This is a genomic window from Clostridia bacterium (assembly GCA_024653205.1).
GTDB lineage: Bacteria > Bacillota > DSM-521 > Neomoorellales > SLTJ01 > JANLFO01.
Map to the genome: position 1 here is coordinate 17,461 of JANLFO010000002.1, position 23,544 is coordinate 41,004.

Here is a 23,544-nt window from a genome sequence, read left to right on the forward strand (position 1 = left end):
GTTCTACTTGCCGAAGGGGCAGACCGGGAAATGGCATTCCGGGCAGCGGCGGCACAGCCCGCCCACCGCCCGGGAGAGTATGTCCTCGCGGGAGAGGGTCTCCCCCGCCAGCAGCCGGGGCAGGACCAAATCGAACACCGTAGCCGGGTCGTGCATCACGCAGGCCGGCAGCCCCAGCAACGGCACCGTGTCCAGGTAGGCGAACATGAACATGGCGCCGGGAAAGATGGGGGTGCCGCGGGTTACTACCCGGGCTCCGGTCCGGCGGATGCCCGCCGGGGTGGTATCGTCCGGGTCCACCGACATGCCGCCGCAGACCAGTACCATCTGCAACCCTTCGGTGACCATCTGCTGGATGGCCCGGGCGATTGCCTTGGCGTCGTCGGGCAGGTAGAGAACGCGTTCCAGTTCCTGCTCAAAGGCGGAGAGCTTGCCTTTGAGGGCGGGGGCGAAGGCGTCGGCTACGCGTCCGGTGGCGAGTTCGTTTCCGGTTATAATGGCGCCGATCCGCACCTGGCGCCAGGGCTTGACCTCCGCCGCCGGCCCCAGCGGGGCCAGGCGCCGTTCCAATTGGGCCAGCCATTCTTCGCGCACTGCCAGAGGGATGATCTTCACCCCGGCCACCATCTCTCCGGACTGTACCGGCTGACCGTCGTGCAGGGTAGCTACGGCGGCGTCTCCTTCCCGGTTCACCGCCTCCACCACCGGACGGTATACCCGCAGCAGCCCGGGGCCTTCCGCCACCAGGTTGGCCCTGCCCTCCTGGGGAGGGGTAACCTTAAGGCCGGGTCCGGCCAGGGCCTGCGCCAGGCGGCAGGCGGCGTCGTCCTCGTGTACTTCGCCGGCTTCGGGTTCGTAGACGTAGACGTACTCCCTGCCCATGGACAGGAGCTCGGGCACGTCCTCGGGCCGGACCACGTGGCCCCGGCGGAAGGCCGGACCCTTGAACCGCCCGGCCACCACCCTGGTAAGGTCGTGGCCCAGGGCCATGCCTATGCTGTCTCTGACCGGCACCTTCCTGAACATTTGTTTGTGCCCGAAGGCCCTCCTCCCTCCGGCCGCGCCGGCCTACTCGCCCGACAGCGCGCGTCTGATCAGGGTCCTGGCTATCTCCACCTTGTAGGCGTTGCCGCTCAGGGGTTTGGCTGCGGCCAGCGCCTCCTCGGCCGCCTGGGCGGCGATTCCCGGCTCCAGGGGCCGCCCCTTCAGCATTTCCTCCGCGGCCCGTGCCCGTACCGGGCCCGGGGCTACTGCCCCCAGCACCAGGCGGCAATCGGTAACCACCCCGTCTTCTTCCTTCACCACCGCGGCCACGCTGGCCACGGCAAAATCAATGGGCCGGCGCAGGGTGAACTTCAGGAAGCGCTGCCGGGCACCGGCAGGGGGCCGGGGCAGGTCCACGCCGACCACTATTTCGTTGGGCTCCAGGTTCTTGCCCAGGGGATGGTAGAAGTCGGTTACGGGCACCTTTTTCTCGCCCCCGGGCCCCGCGATCCTTAACTTGGCCTCCAGGGCGGCCAGGGCCACGGCGGTATCCGAGGGGCAGACGGCAAAGCAGCGCCTGGCTCCCAGGATGGCATGGAAGCGGTTGTCCCCTTGGGGGGCGTAACACTTGGTGCCGCCTTTGCGGGCGCAGGGAAGGCTGCCGCCAAGCCGGGCCGGGTAGCGGTAGTACCAGCAGCGCACCTCCTGGCACAGGTTCCCTCCCAGGGTGCCCATGTTCCTGATCTGGGGGGAGGCCACGGAGTGGGCGGCCTCGGCCAGGAGCGGGTAGTCTTCCCTTATGAGGGAAGAGCGGTCCAGATCCGCCAGACGCACCAGGGCGCCGAGGTAGAGGCCGTCCGGCCTTTGTTCCTGGACATCCAGGCCGGGCACGGTCTTGAGGTTGATCACCGCCCGGGGGTAGCGGGGCAGGCAGTCGGCCTTTAGCAGGCCCAGAAGGTCGGTTCCGCCGGCATTGAGCACCGCCTCGCCCGCATAGGTCTGAAGCAACTCCAGAGCCTCGGAAACAGATCGGGCATTGTAATGCGCAAACGATCTCATCCCGCCTTCGCCCCCTCAGACCTTGCTTTTCCCAGTGCTCTTAGCACTCTCTCGGGAGTTGCCGGGTATTCCGTGAGCCAGGTGCCGATGGCGTTGGAAAGGGCCATAAGCACCGCCGCCGGGCCGGGGGAGGTGGCGATTTCGCCCACGCCTACGGCGCGGAAGCGGTGGGTGGGAAAGGGGGTTTCCAGAATCACGTGCTCCAGGGGCGGCAGGTCCAGGAAAGTCCGCCACTTGTAGTCGGCCAGGTTGGCGTTGAGCACCCAACCGTGCCCGGGGTCGACAACGGTTTCCTCGAAGAGGGCGCTGTCTATGCCCGCCGAGCCCAGGCAGCCGTTAAGCTGGCCGCGTATTCCCAGGGGGTCGATTACCTTGCCCACGTCCGTGGCGTTGACCACCCGCAGCAACCTGGTCTCGCCGGTATCGGTGTCCACCTCCACCTCCACGAAGCTCATCAGGCAGTTGGCCAGGGTGAAATCGGGCTCGAAGCGGCCGAAGCCCACGATGGTCCGGTCCACCCCCATGGCCTTCCAGGACAGCCGCCTCTGGGGATCGGACCTGACGAATACCTCCCCGTTTTCCGTGTCCAGATCCTCGGGCGCAGCGCCCAGCTTGGGGGCTAGGAGTTCAAAGAGCCTGCTCTTGGCGTCCTCGGCCGCCCGGATCACGGCGCTGCCGATGGCGTAGGTGCCCCGGGAGCCTACCGAGCCGAACTCGTAGGGGGTGATGAGCGAGTCCGCCGGTGCCATGGTTACCCGCTCCGGAGGCAGCTGCAGTACCTCGGCCGCCATCTTGATGTAGTTGCTCCAGTTGCCGGTGCCGAACTCGGTCACGCTGCAGAAGATTACCGCCTTGCCCTCCGGGTGCAGCCGCACCAGGGCCTCGGAGGCATCTTCGCCGATGTCGGCGTTGCCGTGTACTCCCACTCCTACGCCCACCCGCTTGCTTGCGCGGACTTCGGTGGGCTTTAGCCACCCCTTCCACTTCTGTTTCCAGCCGAAGATCTCGGCTCCCTTTTCCATGGCCGCGGTGTAGTCCACACCCCGGTAGGTGTACCAGTAGCCGTCCCGCCAGTAGTAGCCGTCGCCGGGCTTGATGTAGTTCTTTTTGAGGAACTCAAAGGGGTCAAGGCCCAGTTCGGCCAGGGCCCGGGAAAGTATGGGCATCAGAGAGCACTTGAGCTCCTGGCCCCCGAAACCCCTCACCATACCCGAGGCGGCGCGGTTGGTGCACACTACGGTGGGCTTGAGTTTCCAGTTGGGGCAGCGCACCATGATCTGCACCTCGCCCAGGCCCACGGCTACCTGAGCCTGGGTGGTCATGGAATAGTAGCCCGTATCCACGTACCACTTCCCGGCCACGGCGGTAACGGTTCCGTCCCTCTTTAGCCCTACCCTTGCCTGGATGCGGGAGCCGAGTCTCAGGGTAAAGGTGGCCAGGTGCTCCTCCTTGCTCATTACCATTTTCACCGGACGGCCGGTAGCCCGGCTGAGCAGGACGGCGTAACCGTACCAGCGCCAGGCCAGGATCTTCGATCCGAAGCTGCCCCCGCAGGGCAGGCCTATGGTCCTGACCTCAACCTCCCGGTTCAGGGCATGGTAGAGCATGATCTTGTCCTGATAGGGAAACTGGGTGGACAGCCACAGGGTGGCCCGGTTGGGCTCCTCCCAGAGCGCGATTGCCCCGGGCGGTTCGGCGGGCAGGGGATTGGGGAACCCCTGGTAGGCGGCGCTGCCTTCCACTACCACATCCGCCTCGGCGAAACCCTTCTCTACGTCACCGACTACCAACTCCTTCAGGGACTTGGGGCCGAAAAAGGGCATGCCCGGCGTAACCACGTTGCCCGGGAACTCGGAATAGAGCTGGGGCGCATCCGGTTTCAGAGCCGCGTCAACGTCCAGCACTGCCGGGAGGACCTCGTACTCCACCTCGATAAGGCCCAGGGCCTCCCGGGCGACCTCTTCACTGGTGGCGGCCACCAGGGCCACCGCGTCGCCCACGAAGCGCACCTTCTGATCCAGGATGCGGGTGTGGCGCGGCGTGCCGCCTCTCCAGCCGGGAGGAACGTCTTCGTAGGTAACGACCGCTTTGACTCCTTCCAGTTCGAGGGCCCGGCTCTTGTCGATGCGCTTGATAACCGCATGGGCGTGGGGGCTCGGCAGGACCAGGCCATAGAGCATGCCGGGCATTTCCAGGTCGTTGAGGTACCGCACCCTGCCGGTCACCACCTCCACGGCATCGCGCCGCGGTACCGGCCGGCCGACAAACCGGTAGTTTTCACCCACCTCGCTCACCTCCCGGTGTTTCGGGCGGCCGCCTGCACGGCCTCCAGTACCTGATAGTGGCTGATGCAGCGGCAAAAATGACCGGATAGGGCTTCCTTAACCTCGTCCTCGGTGGGATTCGGGTTTTCGTTCAGCAGGGCCCTGGAGCTCACCAGTATGCCCGGGGTGCAGAAACCGCACTGGAACGCACCGTGATCGATGAAGGCCTGCTGCAGGGGATCCAGCTCTCCGGTGTCCGGGTTCTGGAGCCCCTCGATGGTGGTAATCTCGCGGCCGGCACACTCCACGGTGAGCAGCATGCAGGACAGTACCGGCTTTCCGTCCAGTAGGACGGTGCAGGCCCCGCAGCCGCCGTGGTCGCACCCGATCTTGGTGCCCTTCAATCCCAGGGTTTCGCGCAGGGTATGGGCCAGGGTATGGGTGGTATCCACCTGCCCCGGCTGTTTGCCGATCTCCAGCCTGTAGGGTCGGCCGTTCACCGTAAGGGTGATCCGTTCGGCCCCGGCTCCGCTTCCCCGCTGCTCGTAACCGGTCTCGACCATGACTAGTAACCACCCCCTCCTAGAGACTGCCATTCAGTTTGAGGCGATTCTATCATAAGTTCAAAAGGCTCTCAATTACCGCCGGTTGAGCAGCCTTTCGGGATGTTGTCGGCCGGCGGCTACGAGTCGGTGTCTGCCGGTTGTTTTCCGCGCCCGGGCGTTTACCGTGCTTTTTCCTGAAGCCGACGCCGCACCTCGCGGCGCAGGATCTTGCCGGTAGGCGACTTGGGTAACTCCTGCAGGATCACCACCCGCTTGGGTCTTTCGTATCCGGCCAGGTGAGGCTTGCAGTGTTCGAGCAACTCCTCCTCCGTGGCCACCGTTTCCGGCCACAGAGCCACTGCGGCGGTTACCATTTCGCCCCACTTTTCGTCCGGCAGGCCTACCACCGCTGCCTCCTTGACCGCAGGATGGCGGCAGAGAACGTTTTCTACGTAAGAGGGGTATACGTTCTCCCCCCCGGTCACGATCATGTCGTCCTTGCGGTCCACCAGGTACAGATAGCCGTCCTGGTCCATCAGCCCGATGTCGCCGGTGAAAAGCCACCCGTCCCTGATCTTCTTCCGGGTGAGTTCCTGCTGCTTCCAGTAGCCGGGAGTGGTGGTCTCCGCGCGCACGGCAATCTCACCGATCGTGTTGCGGGGCAGCTCGTTGCCCCGGTCGTCTACGATTCGTACCCACAGGCCGTAGTGGGGCCGTCCCACCGAGCCGAGGCGCTTCCTGGCGGTCTCGGAAGCCCCCTCGCGTAGACCGGCCAGGTGATCTTCCCGGCTAAGGGTGGACACCAGAGGCCCGTTTTCGGTAAGTCCGTAATTCTGGATGAAGCGGTGGGCGCCGAAGAATCTTGCCGCCTTCTCCAGCAGCGACTGGGGCATCGGAGCGCCCACGTACTGGATGGTTTTGAGATTGTCGAGCCGGTAACGGTGCAGGTCTGGCTGTTCCAGTAAAGCGGCAATCATGGTGGGGACTACTTGGACAAACGTGACGCGTTCTTGTTCCAGCACCTCAAGCACCGTCCGGGCCTCGAACCGGGGAAGCAATACGTTTATTCCCCCCACGTAGGCAATCGCCGAGGCGGTAGCGTGTCCCCCGGAATGAAACAGGGGCATGACCACCAGAGCCACGTCCTGCGGGGTCAGACCCAATTCGGTTACGTGGGCCTTGGCGGATTCCAGCTGCATATGGTGGGTGAAGACCACCCCTTTAGGCCGGCCGGTGGTGCCGCTGGAATAGATTATGTAGGCCGGATCTTCGTCCTCCATTTGCACCTCCGGTTCGCGGGAATCGGCGGTCGCCAGGGCCTCTTCGTAGGCCTCGCCAATAGCGGGCGGCGAGGTGGCGTCGAACACCAGCAAATGCTCTAGGTTTCTTAGCTGCGGCCGGATGGAGCTTACCGGTTCGACAAAATCCTCATGCAGCAGGAGGATCTTGCTTTCGCTATTGTCCAGTACAAAGGCCACGTTGTCTGCCGACAGCCTCCAGTTGACCGGCACCCCCACAAAGCCGCCCTTCTCGCAGGCCTGCATCCATTCCAGGTATTCCGCGCAGTTGTAGGCCAGTATGGCTACCCGTTCTCCCTTTTCCAGGCCTCGGCTTCTCAAGGCCCAGTAGAGCCGATTGGCCCGGGAGGCCAGCTCGGCGTGGGTCAGACGCCGGCCCCGGTCTATTACCGCCGGGCGGTCCCCCAGGTAAGCAACGTTCTTCTTCCAGAGCTCTTTGCACCAGCTTTCGGCCAAGGACCTGCCCCCTTTCCTGAACACTTTAGAATACGACCGAGGGGGCCCGTGCTCCTGCCCGGGCCGGGAGTCCGAACGAATCTAACCCGCGCCCAAGTTTTTTGGTGGGACTCTACATAGACCGGAAAGGAATAGAAATGTTAAAATTAAGCGGAAATCCAGCATTTTCTCCTGGGGGGATGGGACATGTCGGGTCGCTTGATCCGGGAGGCCGTGGTAGACGCGCTCATTGCCGAGGGCGTAAAGTACGTGTTCGGTCTGCCGGGAGGCCAGATGGTGTTCACTTTTAATGACGCTCTGTACGACCGCAGGGACGAGATCAGGAGCATAATGGCCCGGGACGAGCGGAGCGCCGGCTTCATGGCCTGTGGTTACGCGCAGATGAGCCGGGGACCGGCGCTGTGTTACGGTACGCTGGGACCGGGTTTCACCAACCTGATTGGCGGGATGTGCGAGGCCTACCGGGGTTCCTGGCCGGTCATATTTCTCTCCTGTAGCACGCCACGGCTGACGGCCGGCCACGGGAGCATGCAGGAGATACCTCAGATGCAGATGGTGGCGTCGATAACCAAGTGGTCCTGGCACCTGGAGGTTCCCGATCAGGTTTACTGGATGATGCGGCAGGCTTTTTCCGAGGCCTGCAGCGCCCCACCCGGCCCGGTATACATCGAGATACCCACGGACATGGGCAGTACCGTGGTGGAAGGACTGCAGTATCAGAAGAGCTGCCGGGTCCTGGGGTTTGAGCCCTCAGACGAGGCCGTTGCCGAGGCCGTGGACCTGCTTCTGAGGGCGGAGAGGCCGGTGATCATAGCCGGCGGCGGAGTGCACATGGCGCGGGCCTGGGCAGAGCTTCGGGAACTGGCGGAACTGGCGGGTATTCCGGTAGCCACCACCTGTACCGGCAAGGGCGCCATTTCCGAAACGCACCCGCTGGCCATAGGAGTGGTGGGCAACGAGGGTACGCGGTTCACCAACGAGTACGTGGAAGAGGCCGATCTCGTATTCTGGGTGGGCTCGGCCATGGAAGACCTGGAGACCTCGGTTTACACCCGGGGCAGGGGAAAGGGAAAATTGATCTGCGCCAACGTCAGTCCCACCCACATCAATCGCGTGTGGGTGCCCGACGTAGCGTTGATGGGTGACGCCAGGCTGACCCTGCGGAAGTTAGTGCGTGAGATTAGGGGCCGCAATCTTCCCCGGTCGGATTTCCCGGAGCGGTCGCGGGTAAAGGAGTTGCAGGCCCTGAAGCAAGTGTGGGAGAAGGAAATCGAGGAAGAGGTACGGAGCCTCGGCTCCGTTCCTATACACCCGGCGCGTATTGCCAAGGAGATCGACCGGTTGAAGCCGGAGAATCTGGTGCTGGCAGCCGATTCCGCCTTCAACAGTTTTTGGTTCCAGGGCTATCCCTACTTCAAGATCGTAAAGCCCGGCAACAGCATTGCGAAATCCCAATTCTCCTTCATCGGTTTTGCCGCTGCGGCGGCCATCGGCGCCAAGCTGGCCACCGATGACCCGGTGCTGGCAGTGTGCGGCGACGGCGGCTTCCACTTCGTGATGCCGGAATTGGCGACCGCCGTAGAATACCAGATTCCGGTGGTCTTCCTGGTCATGGATAACAACGCCATCGGTTGGATCAAGTACTGGCAGCAGGTGGTACATCAGGAGCGCTATCTGGACACGGACTTCAACCCGCCTATCGACTTCACCACCGTAGCCAAAGCATGCTCCTGCCGGTCCCTGCCCCTGGCCCGCCCCGAGGACATCGCCGAGGTCATGCGGGAAGCTTTCCGTATCACCGCCGAAGGTGAACCGGTGCTGGTTCACGCCCGCGTAGATTGGTCGGCCCGGTGGTGGGGAAGCGACGACGTGGTGAAGGTGTATACCGAGGGGAGAGTTCCGAGACCGGTGTAAGGGCAGAAACCAGGTGCCTACGCCATTTGCACTCCAGTTTTGGGGGCCGGCGCGCGGCCGGGACTGCTTCCGGTCGGGCTGCCGGCCTCTTTTGCTGATGAAGGTAAAAAGTCTTAAGAGGGCGGGCATGGTCCCTCTGTTACGAATACTCGGGCACGACGAGCGATACAGGTCGAGGGCAGGCGCCTAGCCGGAGGCGTGAGCCTGAGGTACAATAGCTAAAGACGCGGCGTTAGCGCAAAGGTCGTGGAGAGGAGGGAGTGCGGTGCGCTTATTGGCACTGGTCTTGGGCGGCAACACTCTTCAGACCTGGATGGTAGCGGCCCTGATAGGCGCGACCGCTCTGGTGGCTCTGTGGTTGGCCAAGAGACTGATTGGCCGGTTTCTTGCGGTCGTGAGTGAGAGAACCAAGAGCGAAACCGAGAGTCTGGCATCCAAAATACTGGCAAGAACGGGCTTTTGGTTTCTCTTGGCCGTTTCCCTTTATTTGGGCCTTTCCTTGGTGGATTTGCCGGAGCGGGCTACCGGGATCGTAAGCAAAGTGATGGTTGTTCTGGTCTTCCTTCAAGTAGGCCTTTGGGGTAATGTCATAGTCACTCACCTGGTGGCGGGGAACATTAAGGCCCGACTGGGGGAAGACGACGTCGGCGTAGCCACGGTTTACGCCGTCGGCTTTATGGCGCGGTTGATTCTTTGGGCGGTGGTTTTCCTTCTGATTCTTGAGAACCTGGGAGTAAACATCACTACCCTGGTAGCCGGACTGGGTATCGGCGGCATCGCCGTGGCCCTGGCGGTGCAGAACATTTTGGGGGATCTATTCGGGTCGCTATCCATCTTGTTGGATAAGCCGTTTGTGATCGGAGACTTTATCATCGTGGACAATTACATGGGCACGGTGGAGCATATAGGCCTCAAGAGCACGCGTATTCGGAGCCTCTCCGGCGAACAACTCATTTTCTCTAATTCCGATCTGCTCAAGAGCCGAATTCGCAACTACAAGCGCATGTACGAACGCCGGGTAGTCTTTTCTCTGGGGGTAACCTACGAGACACCGTATGAGAAGCTGGAGCGCATCCCGGTTCTGATCCGCGAGGTCATAGAAGCGCAGCCGGGGGTACGCTTTGATCGGGCTCACTTCAACGAGTACGGCCCCTTCTCCCTCAATTTCGAGGTCGTGTACTACGTGTTGAATCCGGACTACGACACCTACATGGATATCCAGCAGGCCATTAACCTGGCTATTTTCCGCCGTTTTAAGGAGGAAGAGATTGACTTCGCCTATCCCACCCAGACCTTGTACCACAAGACCGGGCCGTAGCTCTTTGCGGTACCGGTAATTCCTCAGACACAGGGTATTTGGCCTACACCGCCGTCTGCCGAAGGCAAGTAAGCGTGTTCGCTCTCGGCAGTTATCTGCCTACTCAGGGCTTGGGTGGTTCTCTGACCGGTTGTAGGTAGTTATATGGACCGCGAAGCTTGATTATCTTTATGAGGAAGGCATTTGACAACAAACAACCTACGATTTTATAATAAATTGGAAGTTGGGAGGAGAGGTTATGGCGAAGATAATTGTTGAGCAGCTCACTAAGGTGTTCGGTCGCAACCCGGAACGGGCGCTACAAATGCTTAATGAGGGCCACGATCCGGCTGAGGTGTTTCGGAGCACCGGGCTGGCGGTGGCCGTGTGGAACGCTTCCCTGTGTGTGGAGCAGGGGGAACTGTTTGTTATCATAGGTCTTTCCGGTAGCGGCAAATCCACTCTGATACGCTGCCTCAACCGGCTGGTGGAACCGACCGCAGGCAGAATCGTGATCGACGGTGAGGACGTTACGGTCATGGATGGCCGTCAGTTGCGTCAGTTCCGGCAAAGAAGGCTGGGGATGGTGTTTCAGCGTTTTGCCTTGTTCCCCCACCGAACGGTTTTGGAAAACGTGGAGTTCGGGCTGGAGATCCAGGGCGTAGATTCCAGGGATAGAAGGGAGAGGGCCATGGCTATGCTCGAGCTCGTCGGGCTGTCCGACTGGGCTCAATACAAGCCGGACGCCCTCAGCGGTGGCATGCAGCAGCGGGTTGGCCTGGCCCGAGCTCTGGCCAGCGATCCGGACATTCTGCTCATGGATGAGCCCTTTAGCGCCCTCGATCCCCTTATCAGGCGGCGGATGCAAGATGAGCTCCTTCAGCTTCAGCAGCGGCTGGGCAAAACCATTATCTTCGTCACCCATGATCTCGACGAAGCCCTGAAACTCGGCGACCGCGTGGCCATTATGAGGGCGGGCCAGATAGTGCAGGTGAGCAGCCCGGAAGAGGTTCTGGCCAGGCCGGCAGACGAATACGTGGCGGAGTTTACTAGAGACGTTAATCCGATAAAGGTGCTTAAGGCGCGAAACGTGATGTGGCCGCCGGACCCTCTGGTGTTCCTCAAGGACGGACCACGGGTGGCCCTAAGACAAATGCAGGAACGAGGTCTTTCCAGCGCCTTTGTGGTGGATAAGAACCGGCGCCTAAAGGGTCTTCTGACGGTGGATGCCGCCTTAGCGGCCATCCGCCAGGGGCAGGATAACCTAGAAGATCTGGTAGAGGCTGATTTCCCCAGGGCCCACCCGGATACTTCACTGGAAGAACTGATTTCTACGGCAGTCAGCAGCCGGTACCCCATCGCCGTGGTCAACGGCGACGGGGTGTTGCAAGGCATCATAGCCCGCGTGGCCGTGCTGTCCGCGTTGATCGGACCTCAAGGAGGAGAGGAACGTGCCGTATCTTAGTCTACACGTGGCCGATTGGGTAGACAAGGTCGTCGACTGGTTGGTGACCAAATACGACGCCGCCTTTGACACCTTAAAGGCGCCTTTGGTAACCTTCATGGACGCCCTGGAGGCGGCTCTGCAAGCCTTACCTCCGGAGGTGATTCTGATTGGCCTGGCCCTACTGGCCTGGTATCTGGCGGGCAAGAAAGTGGCCGTAATGAGCGCCGCTGGGCTCTGGGTGCTTTATGCCATGGGGTTATGGCGGGAAACCATGACCACCCTGGCTCTGGTATTGGTGGCCACGGCTCTTGCCGTGGGCATAGGTATTCCTTTGGGCATCCTGACGGCGCAAAACCACCGGGTCGAGCAGGTCGTACGGCCCCTTCTCGACTTCATGCAGACCATGCCCAGCTTCGTCTATTTGATTCCAGTGCTGATGCTTTTCGGGATCGGAAAAGTCCCGGCAGTGTTCGCCACCCTCATCTTCGCCATGCCTCCGGCTGTGCGCCTTACCAGTCTGGGTATCCGTCAGGTGCCGACCGAAGTGGTGGAGGCGGCCAAGGCCTTTGGGTCCAGCCGCTGGCAGCTTTTGGCCAAGGTCCAGTTCCCCATAGCCCTCCCCACGGTGATGACCGGGGTTAACCAGAGCATCATGCTCGCCCTTTCCATGGCCGTAATCTCGGCTATGATCGGTGCCGGCGGCCTGGGAGGGGTGGTCTATGCGGCCATCAGTCGTGTGGAGGTAGGCAAGGGATTCGCGGGTGGGATAGGCATTGTCGTACTGGCCCTCATTCTAGACCGGGTGACGCAGGGAATCGCCGGACGCAGTGCGGTCAAGAAGAGCTCGACGGCCTGGGGATAACGCCTGCACTACAAACACGAACAAAACAAGGAGGTTAATTGGAAATGGCTATATCGCGGAGTGTGAAAAAAGGTTGGTGGAAGGTCTGCGCGCTCCTGGTGGTTTTGTTGATTTCCGCTGCTGCCTGCAGTGGGGGACAGCAGCCGGTCGACGAAGGAAAGGGTGGTTCGCAAAGCAAGGGCAAGCTGGTCTTTGGCGTTACTCCTTGGACCAGTACCATTCCACCCACTTATGTGGCCAAGCACATTCTGGAGGATTTGGGTTACGAGGTGAAGCTGCAGGATGCCGAGGTGGGCGTGGTTTTCGCCGGTTTAGCCAAGGGTGACGTTGACATTTTTATGGACTCCTGGCTCCCGGACATGCATCGGGAGTTTATGGATCAGTACGGAGAAAAGATCGATGACGTTGCCGTGAGCTATCGGGAAGGGGTCCTGGGTTGGGTGGTGCCTGCCTATTCGCCGGCCAATTCCATTGCCGAACTGAACCAATACAAGGACAGATTCGGAGGCAAGGTTTACGGTATCGACGCCGGTGCGGGCATGATGAAGACCTCGAAGGCGATTATCGAAGCCTACGGTCTGGATTACGAGTTGGTCGACGGCAGCGAGCAGGCCATGCTCACCATGCTGGAGGACGCCTACAGTAACAAACGTGACATCGTTATATTGGGCTGGCGGCCGCACTGGAAGTTTGCCAAGTACGACCTGAAGTTCCTGGAGGATCCCAAAGGCTTTTGGAAGAGTTCTGAGGTTCACGTCCTAGTGCACAAGGGGCTTGACCAGAAGGCTCCGGAGGCTTACGCCTTTCTCAAGAACTGGCGAATACCTATTGAGGATGTGGAAGATATGATCCTTAGACTAGAGCTGGAAAGCGCCGATCCGACGCAGCTTGCGGCCGATTGGGTAGAGAATAACCAGGAGAAGGTGGAGGCCATGCTGAAAGACGTAAAATAGCCGGCGGCTTTTTCCTCGGCTACTTTGGTTCGATGTTCGAGCGCGGGACCATGCAGGCGCTACCTTTGTTCATCGGGGGCATCGCCGGACTGGTAGCCGCCCGTGACCGCGCCTTTCACCGTGGCACCCGTTATCGCTGGCTGGTATTGCACGGATCTGTAGTCTGGGTAGGCACAGAACTGATCCGGGGCGTGATTCCCGTTTGGGGTACCTGGGGTTTTGGGGCAACCGGCAGGCGAAGATGTTGGCCGGGCGTCAGCCCGGGGTGAAGGTACAGGGCGGGATTGCAGGAAATCAGCCTTTCCAGACGGTAGCCGCCCGCGACGGGACGAAGCTGGAGTACGTCTGTGCCGACGGGTATCTCTACCAACCGGCCGACCTGCTCCCATCCGGCCAGCACCGTTTCCGAAGGGATTGGGGTGTAAAGGACGCACGGTGCGGTATTATCCAGCCAGGCATACACGATGGTGCCTGCCTCCGTTTCTTTCTTCCGTTGCAACCCGGGCTTCGCCCAAACACGGTCGGATCGAGTTTGGAGGTGGCGAGGCCCAGCCGGGTCGGCAGCGGCGTGCGCCGATCCCGAGCGCAGACCATCTCCTAGTGCATGGCCTTGCGTGCGGCGATCAACTCCTGCAACTTGGCCACCGCCTGGGCAAGCCCGCCCACCTGGTCGATCAGCCCCACCTCTACCGCATCCCGGCCCACCAGCACCGTCCCTATATCCCGGGCCAACTCGCCGGAGCGGAACATCAACTCCCGGAACTTGGCCTCGCTGATGCGGGAATGCTCGGCTACGAAGCGCACCACCCGGTCCTGCATCTTGTCCAAGTAGTCAAAGGTCTGGGGTACGCCGATCACCAGCCCGGTAAGCCTGATGGGGTGAATGGTCATGGTGGCAGTTTCGGCAATGAAGGAGTAGTCCGTGGCCGTGGCCACGGGGACGCCGATGCTGTGCCCGCCGCCCAGGACCAGGGAAACCTTAGGCTTGGAAATGCTGGCCACCATCTCGGCAATGGCCAGCCCCGCCTCCACGTCACCCCCGACGGTGTTGAGAACCACCAGCAGGCCTTCTACCGCCGGGTTTTGCTCAATGGCAACCAGTTGCGGGATCACATGTTCGTACTTAGTGGTCTTATTCTGGGGAGGCATTACCATGTGCCCCTCTATCTGGCCGATTATGGGGAGCACAAAGATATTGCTCTGGTAATCGGCTACTCCGGTTTGTCCCAATTCCTTAAGACTCGGGAGCCGGGTAGTGGCCGCAGGGTCGGAAGCAGGCTCACCGGTTGACGGTTGGGCCAGGAGAGAACGAAAGCCGAGCTGATGGGGACCGGACTGGCAAAACGGCATTACCGTCGGGCCTCCTTTCTCCCTATAGTCTTAGATCAATTGCTTGCTCCGATACCAGGCTAAAGCAGGTATTGTTCGTAAGCCCGACGAACCATAAACCTATATGGAAGGAAAAGGAACGGCAAGGTGGTCTGCCTGGACGCCGGATTCGGGGAAAGGCGTCCGGTGCTGAGGAGGCTGAAAGCCGGGTTATCCCCGGTTTCCGAATGCCGGGGCGATCTCATCTAGTACATTGGCTCCCGACCAGGCGTATTCACGGGTGCAGCCGGATGCCGGGGGCTGGCCTCGGGATGCCAGTAGTGGTATTATCATGACGGCAGGATCGTGTCGAGGAGGGGTGGCGGTGAACGCCGGTCAGGCGTTGGTGCTGGGGTTGGTGCAGGGTCTCACCGAGTTCTTGCCCATCAGCAGCTCGGGGCACCTGGTTATCTTCCAGGAGTGGTTGGGAGTGGGTACCCCGGGCCTTCTATTTGAGGTTATGGTACACTTCGGTACCCTGCTGGCCGTGGTAGCCGCCTTTTGGAGGGATATCCTCGATATCCTTCGCCGCCCCTGGCACAAGATGCTGGTCCTGATCCTGGTGGGTACGGTTCCTGCCGGCCTGATGGGGTTGCTGTTGGAGCCCGTATTCAGCGCCGCCTTCGAGTCGCTGTTCGTGGTGGGAGCGGCGCTTCTGGTTACCGGGCTGCTGCTCTGGTGGGCGGGACGGAGGCCTCCCGGCCGGAAAGGACTTGCCACCACCAGCCTTCTCGATGCTCTGGCCGTGGGCTTCGGGCAGGGTCTTGCCATTACCCCAGGGCTCTCCCGGTCGGGTACTACCATTGCCTTCGCGTTGCTTCGGGGGATGGAACGGCAGATGGCTTTCCGGTATTCGTTCCTGCTTTCCATTCCGGCGGTCCTGGGGGCCAACCTGTGGGAAGCCAGATCCCTGGCCGGAGAAGTAGGGGGTATAGGGATTCCCCCAACCTACTGGTTGGCGGTGGGGGTAGCGGCCATAAGCGGCTACGTAGCCATTCGTTTCCTGCTTGCGGTGCTAACCCACGGGCGTCTCTACTGTTTCTCATACTACTGCTGGCTTCTGGGTGGGGCGGTGCTGCTCTCCGGGGCGGCCCTGGCCTAGCCGGGAGGTGCTTTACGTGGGTGGCGGGCATACCAAACCCCAGACCGTACCCAAGAACCGACGCTACGAGATCGCGGGGGTCTTGCTGCTTACCCTGGCGCTGCTGGCCATGGCCGGCCTGGTACTGGGCCCGGACCATCCCTGGCTGGCCCACCGCTTGGGCTTTGCCGGGAAAGTTTTGGAGGAAGCGCTCAGGAGCCTCGCGGGCCGAGGACGCTTCGGCATCCCCTTGCTGTTAAGCCTGCTGGCCGTGAAGGTCATGCGCGAACGGGAGTCGCTGCGTTTCTCCGGCCGGGATTGGGGATTGGTGATCGGTTACCTGGTGCTTCTTACCGGCTTGCATCTCCCCTGGGCGCAGGACAACCCCATGATCCCGGGCCAGGAAGGCCAGGGAGGCGGAACCTTGGGGGCGGTGCTGGTGTTGATGTTGGTCAAGGCGTTCGGTCAATTGGGCACCTATATGGTGCTGGCCGCTTTAGGATTGGTCTCCTTTCTCCTGGTCACGGATCTCTCCCTGGTGGAGGGGGCCGGCGCGGTGGGGCGCCGGGTAAGGAGCGTCGGTCCGCGTCTGCGTACGCGGCTGGAGCAGTTCCTGTTCGAGGAGGAAAAGGGAGAGGGCGAGGCAGAGGAACCCTCTCGCTCGAGATCTTCCGGGCAGGAACCCCCACAGACCGGGCAGCGGGCCAGGGTGAAGGGCAGGCCCGGCGCTCCACCGGTCCGGACGGTCGAGGCGCCGCCGGTAGAGCCGGCGGCAGAGGATCGCGAGGAAGAAACCCCCTTGGTGGTACGGGCGGAACCGACGGTTAGGCCCGAACCGCAGGAGGAATTGCCGGAGGCCGAGGATGAACCCTTCCTGCTGCCGCCGCTCTCACTTCTGCGCCGGGCATCCAAGGCCCGAAACCTGCCCTTGAGCAAGGAAATATACGAGAAGGCGCAACTCCTGGAGCAGACGTTAGAAAATTTCGGGGTGAGCGTCAAAGTTACCCAGATAAGCTGCGGTCCCACGGTTACGCGCTACGAGGTTCAACCCGCGCCGGGGGTTAAGGTGAGCCGCATAATCAGCCTGGGGGACGACATTGCCCTGAGTCTGGCTGCCGGCGGTGTACGCATCGAGGCCCCGATTCCGGGCAAGGCGGCGATAGGGATTGAGGTTCCCAACCGGGAGGTCGCGGTAGTGCATCTCCGGGAAGTGTTGGAATCTCAGGAGTTCCAGCAGTCTACCTCCAAGCTCACCATTGCGCTGGGCAAGGACATCGCCGGCCGGCCGGTAGTGGCGGACCTGGCCAAGATGCCCCACCTGCTGATTGCCGGAGCCACCGGGTCGGGCAAGAGCGTGTGCCTGAACGGCCTGATCTGCAGCCTGCTGTACAAGGCCAGGCCCACGGAGCTGAAGTTCATGCTGATAGACCCCAAGATGGTCGAACTGACGGGTTACAACGGGATTCCGCATCTGCTTACCTCGGTAGTGACGGATGCCAAGAAAGCCGCCGCCGCCCTGCGCTGGATGACGACGGAAATGGACAACCGCTATGCCCGCTTTGCCGCCGCCGGGGTGCGCGATCTCCGGCGGTATAACCGGGCCCAGCGATTGACCGGTCGCAAGCCGCTGTCTTATATTGTGGTAATAATAGACGAGTTGGCCGAACTCATGATGGTCGCACCGGCCGAGGTGGAAGACTCTATCTGCCGCCTGGCCCAGAAGGCCCGGGCCGCCGGGATCCACCTGGTGGTGGCCACCCAGCGGCCCTCGGTGGACGTAATAACCGGGCTGATAAAGGCCAACATCCCCTCCCGCATTGCCTTCGCCGTTTCCTCTCAGACCGATTCCCGGACCATTCTGGACCTGGGAGGAGCGGAGAAACTCATCGGCCGGGGTGATATGCTCTTCTTCCCGGTGGGAGCGGTAAAACCCATACGGGTGCAGGGCGCCTACGTGTCCGACCGGGAGGTCCAGAACGTAGTGAACTTCCTGCGCCAGCAGACCCTTCCCGAGGTGACCGAGGAAATAGTCTTGCCCGAAACTCCGGAGACGGGTCGGCCGGAGGAGGAAGACGAACTCCTGCCCCAGGCGGTCAGGGTGCTTCTGGAAAGCGGCCAGGCTTCCATCTCCATGTTGCAGCGGCGGCTGCGCATAGGCTATGCCCGCGCTGCCCGGCTGATCGACATCATGGAAGCGCGGGGAATGGTGAGCGGGCAGGATGGAGCCAAGCCCCGCTCCCTGTTAATAGGCTGGGACGATTACTATCGCATGTTCGGGAAGGCTCAGGGATAATCGAATATAGATCAGATATAGAGATGAAAGTCCCGGAAGACCAAGGTGAGGTGGTAAGGGTGAAAAGCATTGGCAGGGTGCTGAGGGAGGCAAGAGATAGCCGAGGGATACCACTCGCCGAGGCGGAGAGGGCCACCAAGATCCGCTCCCGCTATCTAGAGGCCCTGGAAGCGGATGACCTCTCCTCTTTGCCCGGCCGGACCTATGCCTTGGGTTTTCTACGCAGCTACGCGCGTTACCTGGGACTGGACGCCGACACCGTAGCTTCTTTGGTGGAGGAGTTCAAGCGAATCTGGCCACCGGAGGCAACCGAGGAACCGGAATACGCGTTGAAGGTTCCGGCACCCCGGCGGAGGGCGCGGAACGGCAAGCGCAGAAACGGAGCCATTGTCCTAGTGGTGGCGGCGGTGGTGGTAATAGCCCTGCTTTTGCCCGGCCTGATCTTTGGACCCCCTCCTGCGCAGCCCCCTGCGCCGGCTCCCAGTATTCCGAACCACACGCCGGAACCGGCGCCCGAACCGTCACCCGAGCCTGCGCCTGAGCCCACCCCTGCCGGGGTAGAATTGGAGATAACGGCCGACAAGGGGCCGAGTTGGTTGGAGGTGACGGTGGACGGCGAGCCGGCCTACCGGGGGCTGTTGGCTCAGGGGCGGGAGATATCCTTTTCCGGGAGAACCAGCATAGCGGTCAAGTTCGGCGACGCCGGGGCGGTAAGCGTAAGGCTCAACGGCCAACTTCTGGGTCCTATGGGTAATCGGGGCCAGGTACTGAGGAGGGAGTTCAGGGCATCGACCGAGCCTTCATGAAGCCAAAGACTGCGGCTCCCGCCTGCCGGGTGGCAATCGTCAGCCTGGGCTGCGCCAAGAACCAGGTGGACACGGAAGTGATGCTGGCCTGCCTGGCTCAGGCCGGTTGCCAGCCCACTAATTCGCCGGCAGCAGCCGACGTGATCATAATCAATACCTGCGGTTTTGTAGAGGCGGCCAAGCGAGAGTCTATCGAGGCGGCCTTAAGAGCTCTAAAGCAGAGGAAAGCAGGCGCCAGGCTGATCCTGGCCGGCTGTCTGGCCCAGGGCTGGGGAGCAGAACTGGCCGAGGAGCTTCCGGAGGCAGACGCGATAGTTGGCCCGGGTTGGGCCGGGGAAATAACCACCATAGTTGATGAGGTGTTGGCCGGCCGCCGGGTGCTGGCTCTGCGGTCGGCCGGAGAATGGGAAAACGCGGCCTTGCCCCGCTTGCTGACCACCAGGCCCGGGAGTGCCTACCTGAAGATCGCCGAAGGCTGCAGCCACCGCTGTTCCTTCTGCGTGATCCCCCGTCTGAGAGGCCCCTACCGTAGCCGTCCCGAGGAGGTAATCCTGGAGGAAGCGGCGCAGCTGGTGGACTGCGGGGTTAGGGAGCTGGTGCTGGTGGCCCAGGATACGGCTGCCTGGGGCCTAGACCGCTACGGCGAGTTTCGTCTGCCTCAACTGATTCGACGTCTGTGCCGCTTGGAGGGTGTGCGCTGGGTCCGCCTCCTCTATCTATATCCCACCCGCGTGACGCCGGACCTGTTGACGGCCATAGCCGAGAACGAAAAGGTATGCCGCTATTTTGATCTTCCGCTTCAGCACGTTTCACCGCGCGTTCTTGCCCGCATGGGCCGGCCCTCCATGAACCGGGTCTGGCCGGTGCTCGAGCGTATCCGCCGGCTGATGCCGGAAGCCGTGCTGCGGAGCACTTTCATCGTCGGCTTTCCGGGAGAAACCGAGGAAGACTTTCGGCAGCTGCTTTCCTTCCTGGAAACCGTCCAACCGGACTGGGTAGGAGCCTTTACCTTTTCCCCCGAGGACGGCACTCCTGCCGCCCGTCTGCCGGAAACCGTACCGGAAGAAATCAAGAAGGAACGCTGGAGGAGGCTGCTGGCGCGGCAACGAGAGATCACTGCCGCCAGACTCGCCGCCTGGGTGGGCCGCAGGGTCGAGGTACTGGTGGAGAAAAACCTCGGCCCGGGGAGGTGCCAGGGGCGCACCCGAGGACAGGCTCCGGAAGTAGACGGTACGGTGCTGCTCCGGGGCGAGGCGCGGAACGGAGAAATCGTTCCCGCCACCATTACGGGTGTTCGCGGGTACGACCTTCTCGGCCAAACCGGCTAAACTTTCCCAGCCCCTCGGCCGCCCCGGTCGTGATATAATGACCGACAGGTTGGGGGGAAGGAAATTGGCGGTTATACGCTGGCCGGTAATACTCTTGGCCTTCGGCCTAACCCTGGCGATCCTCGCCGGAGCCTACCGCCTATACCAGGAATACGGGGTAGAGCATCCCCTGGAAAGACGGGTGGCGGCCACGGGTCTGGCAGAGGACGTCTCGTGGCAACCGGAGGAAAAGGAACTGGCGGTGCGGCTCCGGCCGGTCTCCGACCTGCGGGAGGCCTACGGAAGGTTGGAGGCCGCGGCCGGTCAGGGGGTCAGCTTGCGCGTGCTCGATCGGCCCAATGCCAAGTTAGAAGCTGTTTGCCGCCGGGTGGAACCCGCGCTGTACGAGGCGGCGGCACTGAACAGCTACGTCGCCCTGGCCGAGCGGGTGGAAGCTGAGGCCACCCGGGCGGGGCTGGACGGCTGGTCGGTTCAGGTGGACGAGCAGAGAATCTATCTCGCCCTCCGGGAGGGCGAAGCCTTTATTTACCGCATAGTAGCCCACCGTTGACCATACCCTCCGGGGCCAGACATTGCCAGCGCCACCGCCAACCTGCCCGTGCTATAATCGCGGTGCAGTTCGGCTTTACCCTGTCGGGCCTTGCGGGGTCCGAGCGGGAGGTCTACGGCGATGTTTCTGGAAATGGTTGTCGGCTCCGGCGCGGCATTCCTGGCCTTTCTCGCCTGGCAGGGGGTCAACGTGACTCCGGTGCTGGCGTTGATAGCGCTGGCAGTTCTTCTCTACTACCTGCTTGAACGGCGGGCGGAGCCGGTGACCTCGGCGGCAGGCGTGCGATCGGTGCCTACCAAGGTAACCTTCGAACACATCGGGGGTCAGGGGCCGGCCAAGAAGGAGCTTAAGGAGGCTCTGGACTTCATTCTCCGGGCCGAGGCGGTCAAGGCCATGGGGATCCGGCCTCTCAAAGGAATTCTTCTGGTGGGACCGCCGGGCACGGGTAAGACGCTGTTGGCCAAGGCCGCCGCCTCCTACACGGACGCCGTGTTCCTGGCCGCCAACGGGAGCGAGTTCGTGGAGGTATACGCCGGGGTGGGCGCCCAGCGCGTACGCAACCTGTTCCGGCAGGCCAGGAAGCTGGCCGCACGCACCGGCAAGAACCGGGCGGTCGTCTTTATCGACGAGATCGACGTGCTGGCGGCCAAACGCGGCACCTTTCAGGCCCACCAGGAATACGACCAGATGCTCACCCAACTCCTGGTAGAGATGGACGGCCTGCGTGCGGAGGACCGGACACAGCTTCTGGTCATCGCCGCCAGCAACCGCGTGGATCTTCTGGACCCGGCCCTTCTCCGTCCCGGCCGCTTCGACCGGGTAGTCCGCGTGGACCTGCCAGACCGGCAGGGAAGGCTGCAGATTCTCCAGTTGCACAGCCGCAACAAGCCCCTGTCTCCGGAGGTAGACCTGGAGGCCATCGCCCGGGAAACCTTCGGCTTCTCGGGGGCTCACCTGGAAAGCGTGGCCAACGAGGCGGCCATTCTCGCCTTGCGGCAGGGCTCACCGGTGATCGAACCCCGTCACTTCCGGGAGGCGGTGGATAAGGTCATGCTGGGCGAAAAGCTGGAGAGAAAGCCTACCCCTGAGGAGCTGTACCGCATAGCGGTTCACGAGAGCGGCCACGCCGTTGCCAGTGAACTCATCTTTCCCCAATCGGTTACCCAGGTTACCATTACTTCCCGGGGACAAGCCCTGGGCTATATCCGCCAGACGCCCGGCGACGATTTCTACCTCCTCACCAAGGAGTATCTGGAAGGCCGGATTCAGGTTCTCCTGGGCGGCCTGGTAGCCGAGGAAACGGTGCTGGGCAGTGGAAGCACCGGCGCGGCCGCGGACCTGCAGGAGGCCAGACGCCTGGCCAAGGAGTACGTGGAGGCCGGATTGTCCGATTTGGGGGCGGTTTCGCTGGAGGACCTGCCCCCGGTACTGAAGTACCGCGGTCTGGCAAGGGTGCTCGAAGAGCTCAAGCAGCGGGTGGCCGAGCGCCTGCGACCCTACGGCCCGGCGTTGGCCCGGCTGGCCCGTGAGTTGGTGCGGGAAGAGACCCTGTCCGGAGATCACCTGCGGCGTCTCTTGAGAGGAGAAAGCGAGGAAGGTTCGGGTGCCTAGACGGCCCTGGGTGGCGGACGTTCTGGCTGGCCTGCTGGGAGCCCTGGTGGTCGTGAACTTGCTGGGCGGTGCCTGCTTCCGGGTAGGCGCCTTTGAAGTGGGGATGGAGATAAGGCTGCCGGCCCGGCCGGAAACCAGGGTGGTGCTGCCGCCGGTAGGGAAGTTAGCGGCGACAAGCCACGCCGCACCGGTAAGACTGGAGTTCACCCTGGTAAACATAGACCTTGACCGGCTGCTGGAGCTCATACGTGGAGAGGATGAGGGCGGCTCAAGAGAGCTGCTCGGTGCGTTGCGTGAAGAAATAAGGCCCCGGCTATGGCATTACGGCGTTCGGGTGCTGGTGCTGGCCGGCCTGGGCGGAGCCGGGGCGATGCTGGTCCTCCGCCGCCGGCAGGCGTGGCCTTACCTGCGGGCGGTTATCGCCGGAGTGGCCTTCGTGGGGACGGTATTGGGATGGGCGGCGCTAACCTTTAACCAGGCCGCCTTTGCCGCCCCTCGATACGAAGGCGCCCTGCGGTACGCCCCCTGGGTGGTGACTCTGGCCCAGGAGGCTGCCGGTGACCTCGCGCGCCTGAATCGTCAGATGCAGGTCATGGGCCAGAATTTTGCCGAACTATCCCGGCGGTTGCGCCGGCTGGAGGAGGCCGCTCCCCTGGAGGGTGCCCTAAAGGTACTCCTGATTTCCGACCTTCACAATAATCCCACCGCCTACGGACTGATCGGCGAGGTCGCCTCCGGTTTCGAGGTGCAGGCGATAATTGATACCGGTGACGTCACCGACTACGGCACCCGCCTGGAAGGAAGCATTGTCGATAGATTGGGCCGCTTCGGGGTCCGGTACTATTTCGTCCCCGGCAATCACGACTCGCCGGCGGTGATAGAGGAGATGGCCCGCCTGCCCGGCGTTCGCGTGCTGACGGCCGATCTGGTATCCATAGAGGGCCTCAGGGTGTTGGGATTCGCCGATCCGGCGGCACTAAGAGCGGAAACGGTGAAGAATGCCGGCGGGGACCTGGCCCGGGCGGCCGAGGAACTGGATCGGCTGGTACAGGCCCAAGATCGCCCCCCCGAGGCGGTGGCGGTACACAACCCCGCGATGGCAGAGGCACTTGCCGGAAAGGTCCCGGTAGTTTTGTTCGGCCACACCCACCGCCAGGAGATTGCCGTCCGGAAGGGAACTCTATTCATATCCGCCGGATCTACCGGGGCGGAAGGAGTGAGGGGGCTTCTGGGAACCGAGCCCGGCGTCTATTCCCTCGCGGTGCTGTACTGGAAATCCCAGGGCTCCGGTTGGTACCTTGCCGGGGTCGACTGGCTACGGGTTCCGGCCGGCGAGCACCGTCTGGTCCTGGAGCGACAGATCCTCTCCGCGCCCGAGCGGGAGCCGGCGGTGCCAGCAGCCGGGGAATCGAACGGGTGATGTTCCCC

18 protein-coding genes and 2 pseudogenes are annotated in these 23,544 nt (G+C 62.4%); 14 read left to right on the top strand and 6 right to left on the bottom strand.

Going from position 1 to position 23,544, the window contains the following annotated elements:
- Nucleotides 1–3 precede the first annotated feature (3 nt).
- From NUV99_01255 to NUV99_01275, 5 genes are all read right to left on the bottom strand, one after another.
- A complete protein-coding gene (locus NUV99_01255; protein MCR4418767.1) occupies nucleotides 4–1,014 on the bottom strand; it encodes a molybdopterin-binding protein in 1,011 nt (336 codons plus the stop codon).
- 54 nt (nucleotides 1,015–1,068) lie between these two features.
- Nucleotides 1,069–2,043 carry an FAD binding domain-containing protein gene (locus NUV99_01260; protein MCR4418768.1) on the bottom strand — a complete coding sequence of 325 codons (975 nt, stop codon included), beginning with the start codon at nucleotides 2,041–2,043 and terminating at the stop codon, nucleotides 1,069–1,071.
- Nucleotides 2,040–4,328, bottom strand: a complete 2,289-nt coding sequence (locus NUV99_01265; protein ID MCR4418769.1) for a xanthine dehydrogenase family protein molybdopterin-binding subunit — start codon at nucleotides 4,326–4,328, stop codon at nucleotides 2,040–2,042. The genes NUV99_01260 and NUV99_01265 overlap by 4 nt, the downstream gene beginning before the upstream one ends.
- Nucleotides 4,329–4,333: 5 nt before the next feature.
- Nucleotides 4,334–4,870 (bottom strand): (2Fe-2S)-binding protein, encoded by a 537-nt coding sequence (locus NUV99_01270; protein MCR4418770.1) that lies wholly within the window; start codon nucleotides 4,868–4,870, stop codon nucleotides 4,334–4,336.
- 161 nt (nucleotides 4,871–5,031) lie between these two features.
- Complete coding sequence (locus NUV99_01275) at nucleotides 5,032–6,606, bottom strand: long-chain-fatty-acid--CoA ligase (GenBank protein MCR4418771.1); 1,575 nt, start codon at nucleotides 6,604–6,606, stop codon at nucleotides 5,032–5,034.
- 186 nt (nucleotides 6,607–6,792) lie between these two features.
- On the opposite strand from NUV99_01275, the gene NUV99_01280 reads away from it, so the two are divergent.
- From NUV99_01280 to NUV99_01300, 5 genes are all read left to right on the top strand, one after another.
- Nucleotides 6,793–8,520, top strand: a complete 1,728-nt coding sequence (locus NUV99_01280; GenBank protein MCR4418772.1) for a thiamine pyrophosphate-binding protein — start codon at nucleotides 6,793–6,795, stop codon at nucleotides 8,518–8,520.
- A gap of 265 nt (nucleotides 8,521–8,785) precedes the next feature.
- Nucleotides 8,786–9,838, top strand: a complete 1,053-nt coding sequence (locus NUV99_01285; protein MCR4418773.1) for a mechanosensitive ion channel — start codon at nucleotides 8,786–8,788, stop codon at nucleotides 9,836–9,838.
- Between the two features lie 238 nt (nucleotides 9,839–10,076).
- Nucleotides 10,077–11,282 (top strand): glycine betaine/L-proline ABC transporter ATP-binding protein, encoded by a 1,206-nt coding sequence (locus NUV99_01290; protein ID MCR4418774.1) that lies wholly within the window; start codon nucleotides 10,077–10,079, stop codon nucleotides 11,280–11,282.
- Entirely contained in the window at nucleotides 11,269–12,126 is an 858-nt protein-coding gene (locus NUV99_01295) for a proline/glycine betaine ABC transporter permease (protein MCR4418775.1), read from the top strand. Before NUV99_01290 ends, NUV99_01295 begins: the two co-directional genes overlap by 14 nt.
- A gap of 44 nt (nucleotides 12,127–12,170) precedes the next feature.
- Entirely contained in the window at nucleotides 12,171–13,079 is a 909-nt protein-coding gene (locus NUV99_01300; GenBank protein MCR4418776.1) for a glycine betaine ABC transporter substrate-binding protein, read from the top strand.
- A 597-nt stretch (nucleotides 13,080–13,676) separates the two neighbouring features.
- Here the strand turns inward: NUV99_01300 and NUV99_01305 are convergent.
- On the bottom strand, nucleotides 13,677–14,429 hold the full coding sequence (locus NUV99_01305; GenBank protein MCR4418777.1) for an ATP-dependent Clp protease proteolytic subunit: 753 nt from the start codon (nucleotides 14,427–14,429) through the stop codon (nucleotides 13,677–13,679).
- Nucleotides 14,430–14,772: 343 nt separating this feature from the next.
- On the opposite strand from NUV99_01305, the gene NUV99_01310 reads away from it, so the two are divergent.
- The 9 genes and pseudogenes from NUV99_01310 (at nucleotide 14,773) to NUV99_01350 (ending at nucleotide 23,536) form a co-directional block, all read left to right on the top strand.
- Nucleotides 14,773–15,549, top strand: a complete 777-nt coding sequence (locus NUV99_01310) for an undecaprenyl-diphosphate phosphatase (protein MCR4418778.1) — start codon at nucleotides 14,773–14,775, stop codon at nucleotides 15,547–15,549.
- A gap of 109 nt (nucleotides 15,550–15,658) precedes the next feature.
- The gene (locus tag NUV99_01315; GenBank protein MCR4418779.1) at nucleotides 15,659–17,821 is read left to right on the top strand and encodes a DNA translocase FtsK; all 2,163 of its coding nucleotides are present in this window, start codon (nucleotides 15,659–15,661) and stop codon (nucleotides 17,819–17,821) included.
- A gap of 23 nt (nucleotides 17,822–17,844) precedes the next feature.
- Nucleotides 17,845–18,072: pseudogene (locus NUV99_01320) on the top strand (helix-turn-helix domain-containing protein).
- 210 nt (nucleotides 18,073–18,282) lie between these two features.
- Nucleotides 18,283–18,375: pseudogene (locus NUV99_01325) on the top strand (energy transducer TonB).
- A 9-nt stretch (nucleotides 18,376–18,384) separates the two neighbouring features.
- Nucleotides 18,385–18,627, top strand: coding sequence for a DUF4115 domain-containing protein (locus NUV99_01330; GenBank protein ID MCR4418780.1), 243 nt, complete (start codon nucleotides 18,385–18,387; stop codon nucleotides 18,625–18,627).
- A complete protein-coding gene (rimO, locus tag NUV99_01335) occupies nucleotides 18,624–19,955 on the top strand; it encodes a 30S ribosomal protein S12 methylthiotransferase RimO (protein ID MCR4418781.1) in 1,332 nt (443 codons plus the stop codon). The genes NUV99_01330 and rimO overlap by 4 nt, the downstream gene beginning before the upstream one ends.
- Before the next feature lie 64 nt (nucleotides 19,956–20,019).
- Complete coding sequence (locus tag NUV99_01340; GenBank protein MCR4418782.1) at nucleotides 20,020–20,505, top strand: hypothetical protein; 486 nt, start codon at nucleotides 20,020–20,022, stop codon at nucleotides 20,503–20,505.
- Between the two features lie 120 nt (nucleotides 20,506–20,625).
- On the top strand, nucleotides 20,626–22,116 hold the full coding sequence (locus NUV99_01345; GenBank protein MCR4418783.1) for an AAA family ATPase: 1,491 nt from the start codon (nucleotides 20,626–20,628) through the stop codon (nucleotides 22,114–22,116).
- Nucleotides 22,109–23,536, top strand: coding sequence for a metallophosphatase family protein (locus tag NUV99_01350; protein ID MCR4418784.1), 1,428 nt, complete (start codon nucleotides 22,109–22,111; stop codon nucleotides 23,534–23,536). Before NUV99_01345 ends, NUV99_01350 begins: the two co-directional genes overlap by 8 nt.
- Nucleotides 23,537–23,544: the final 8 nt, after the last annotated feature.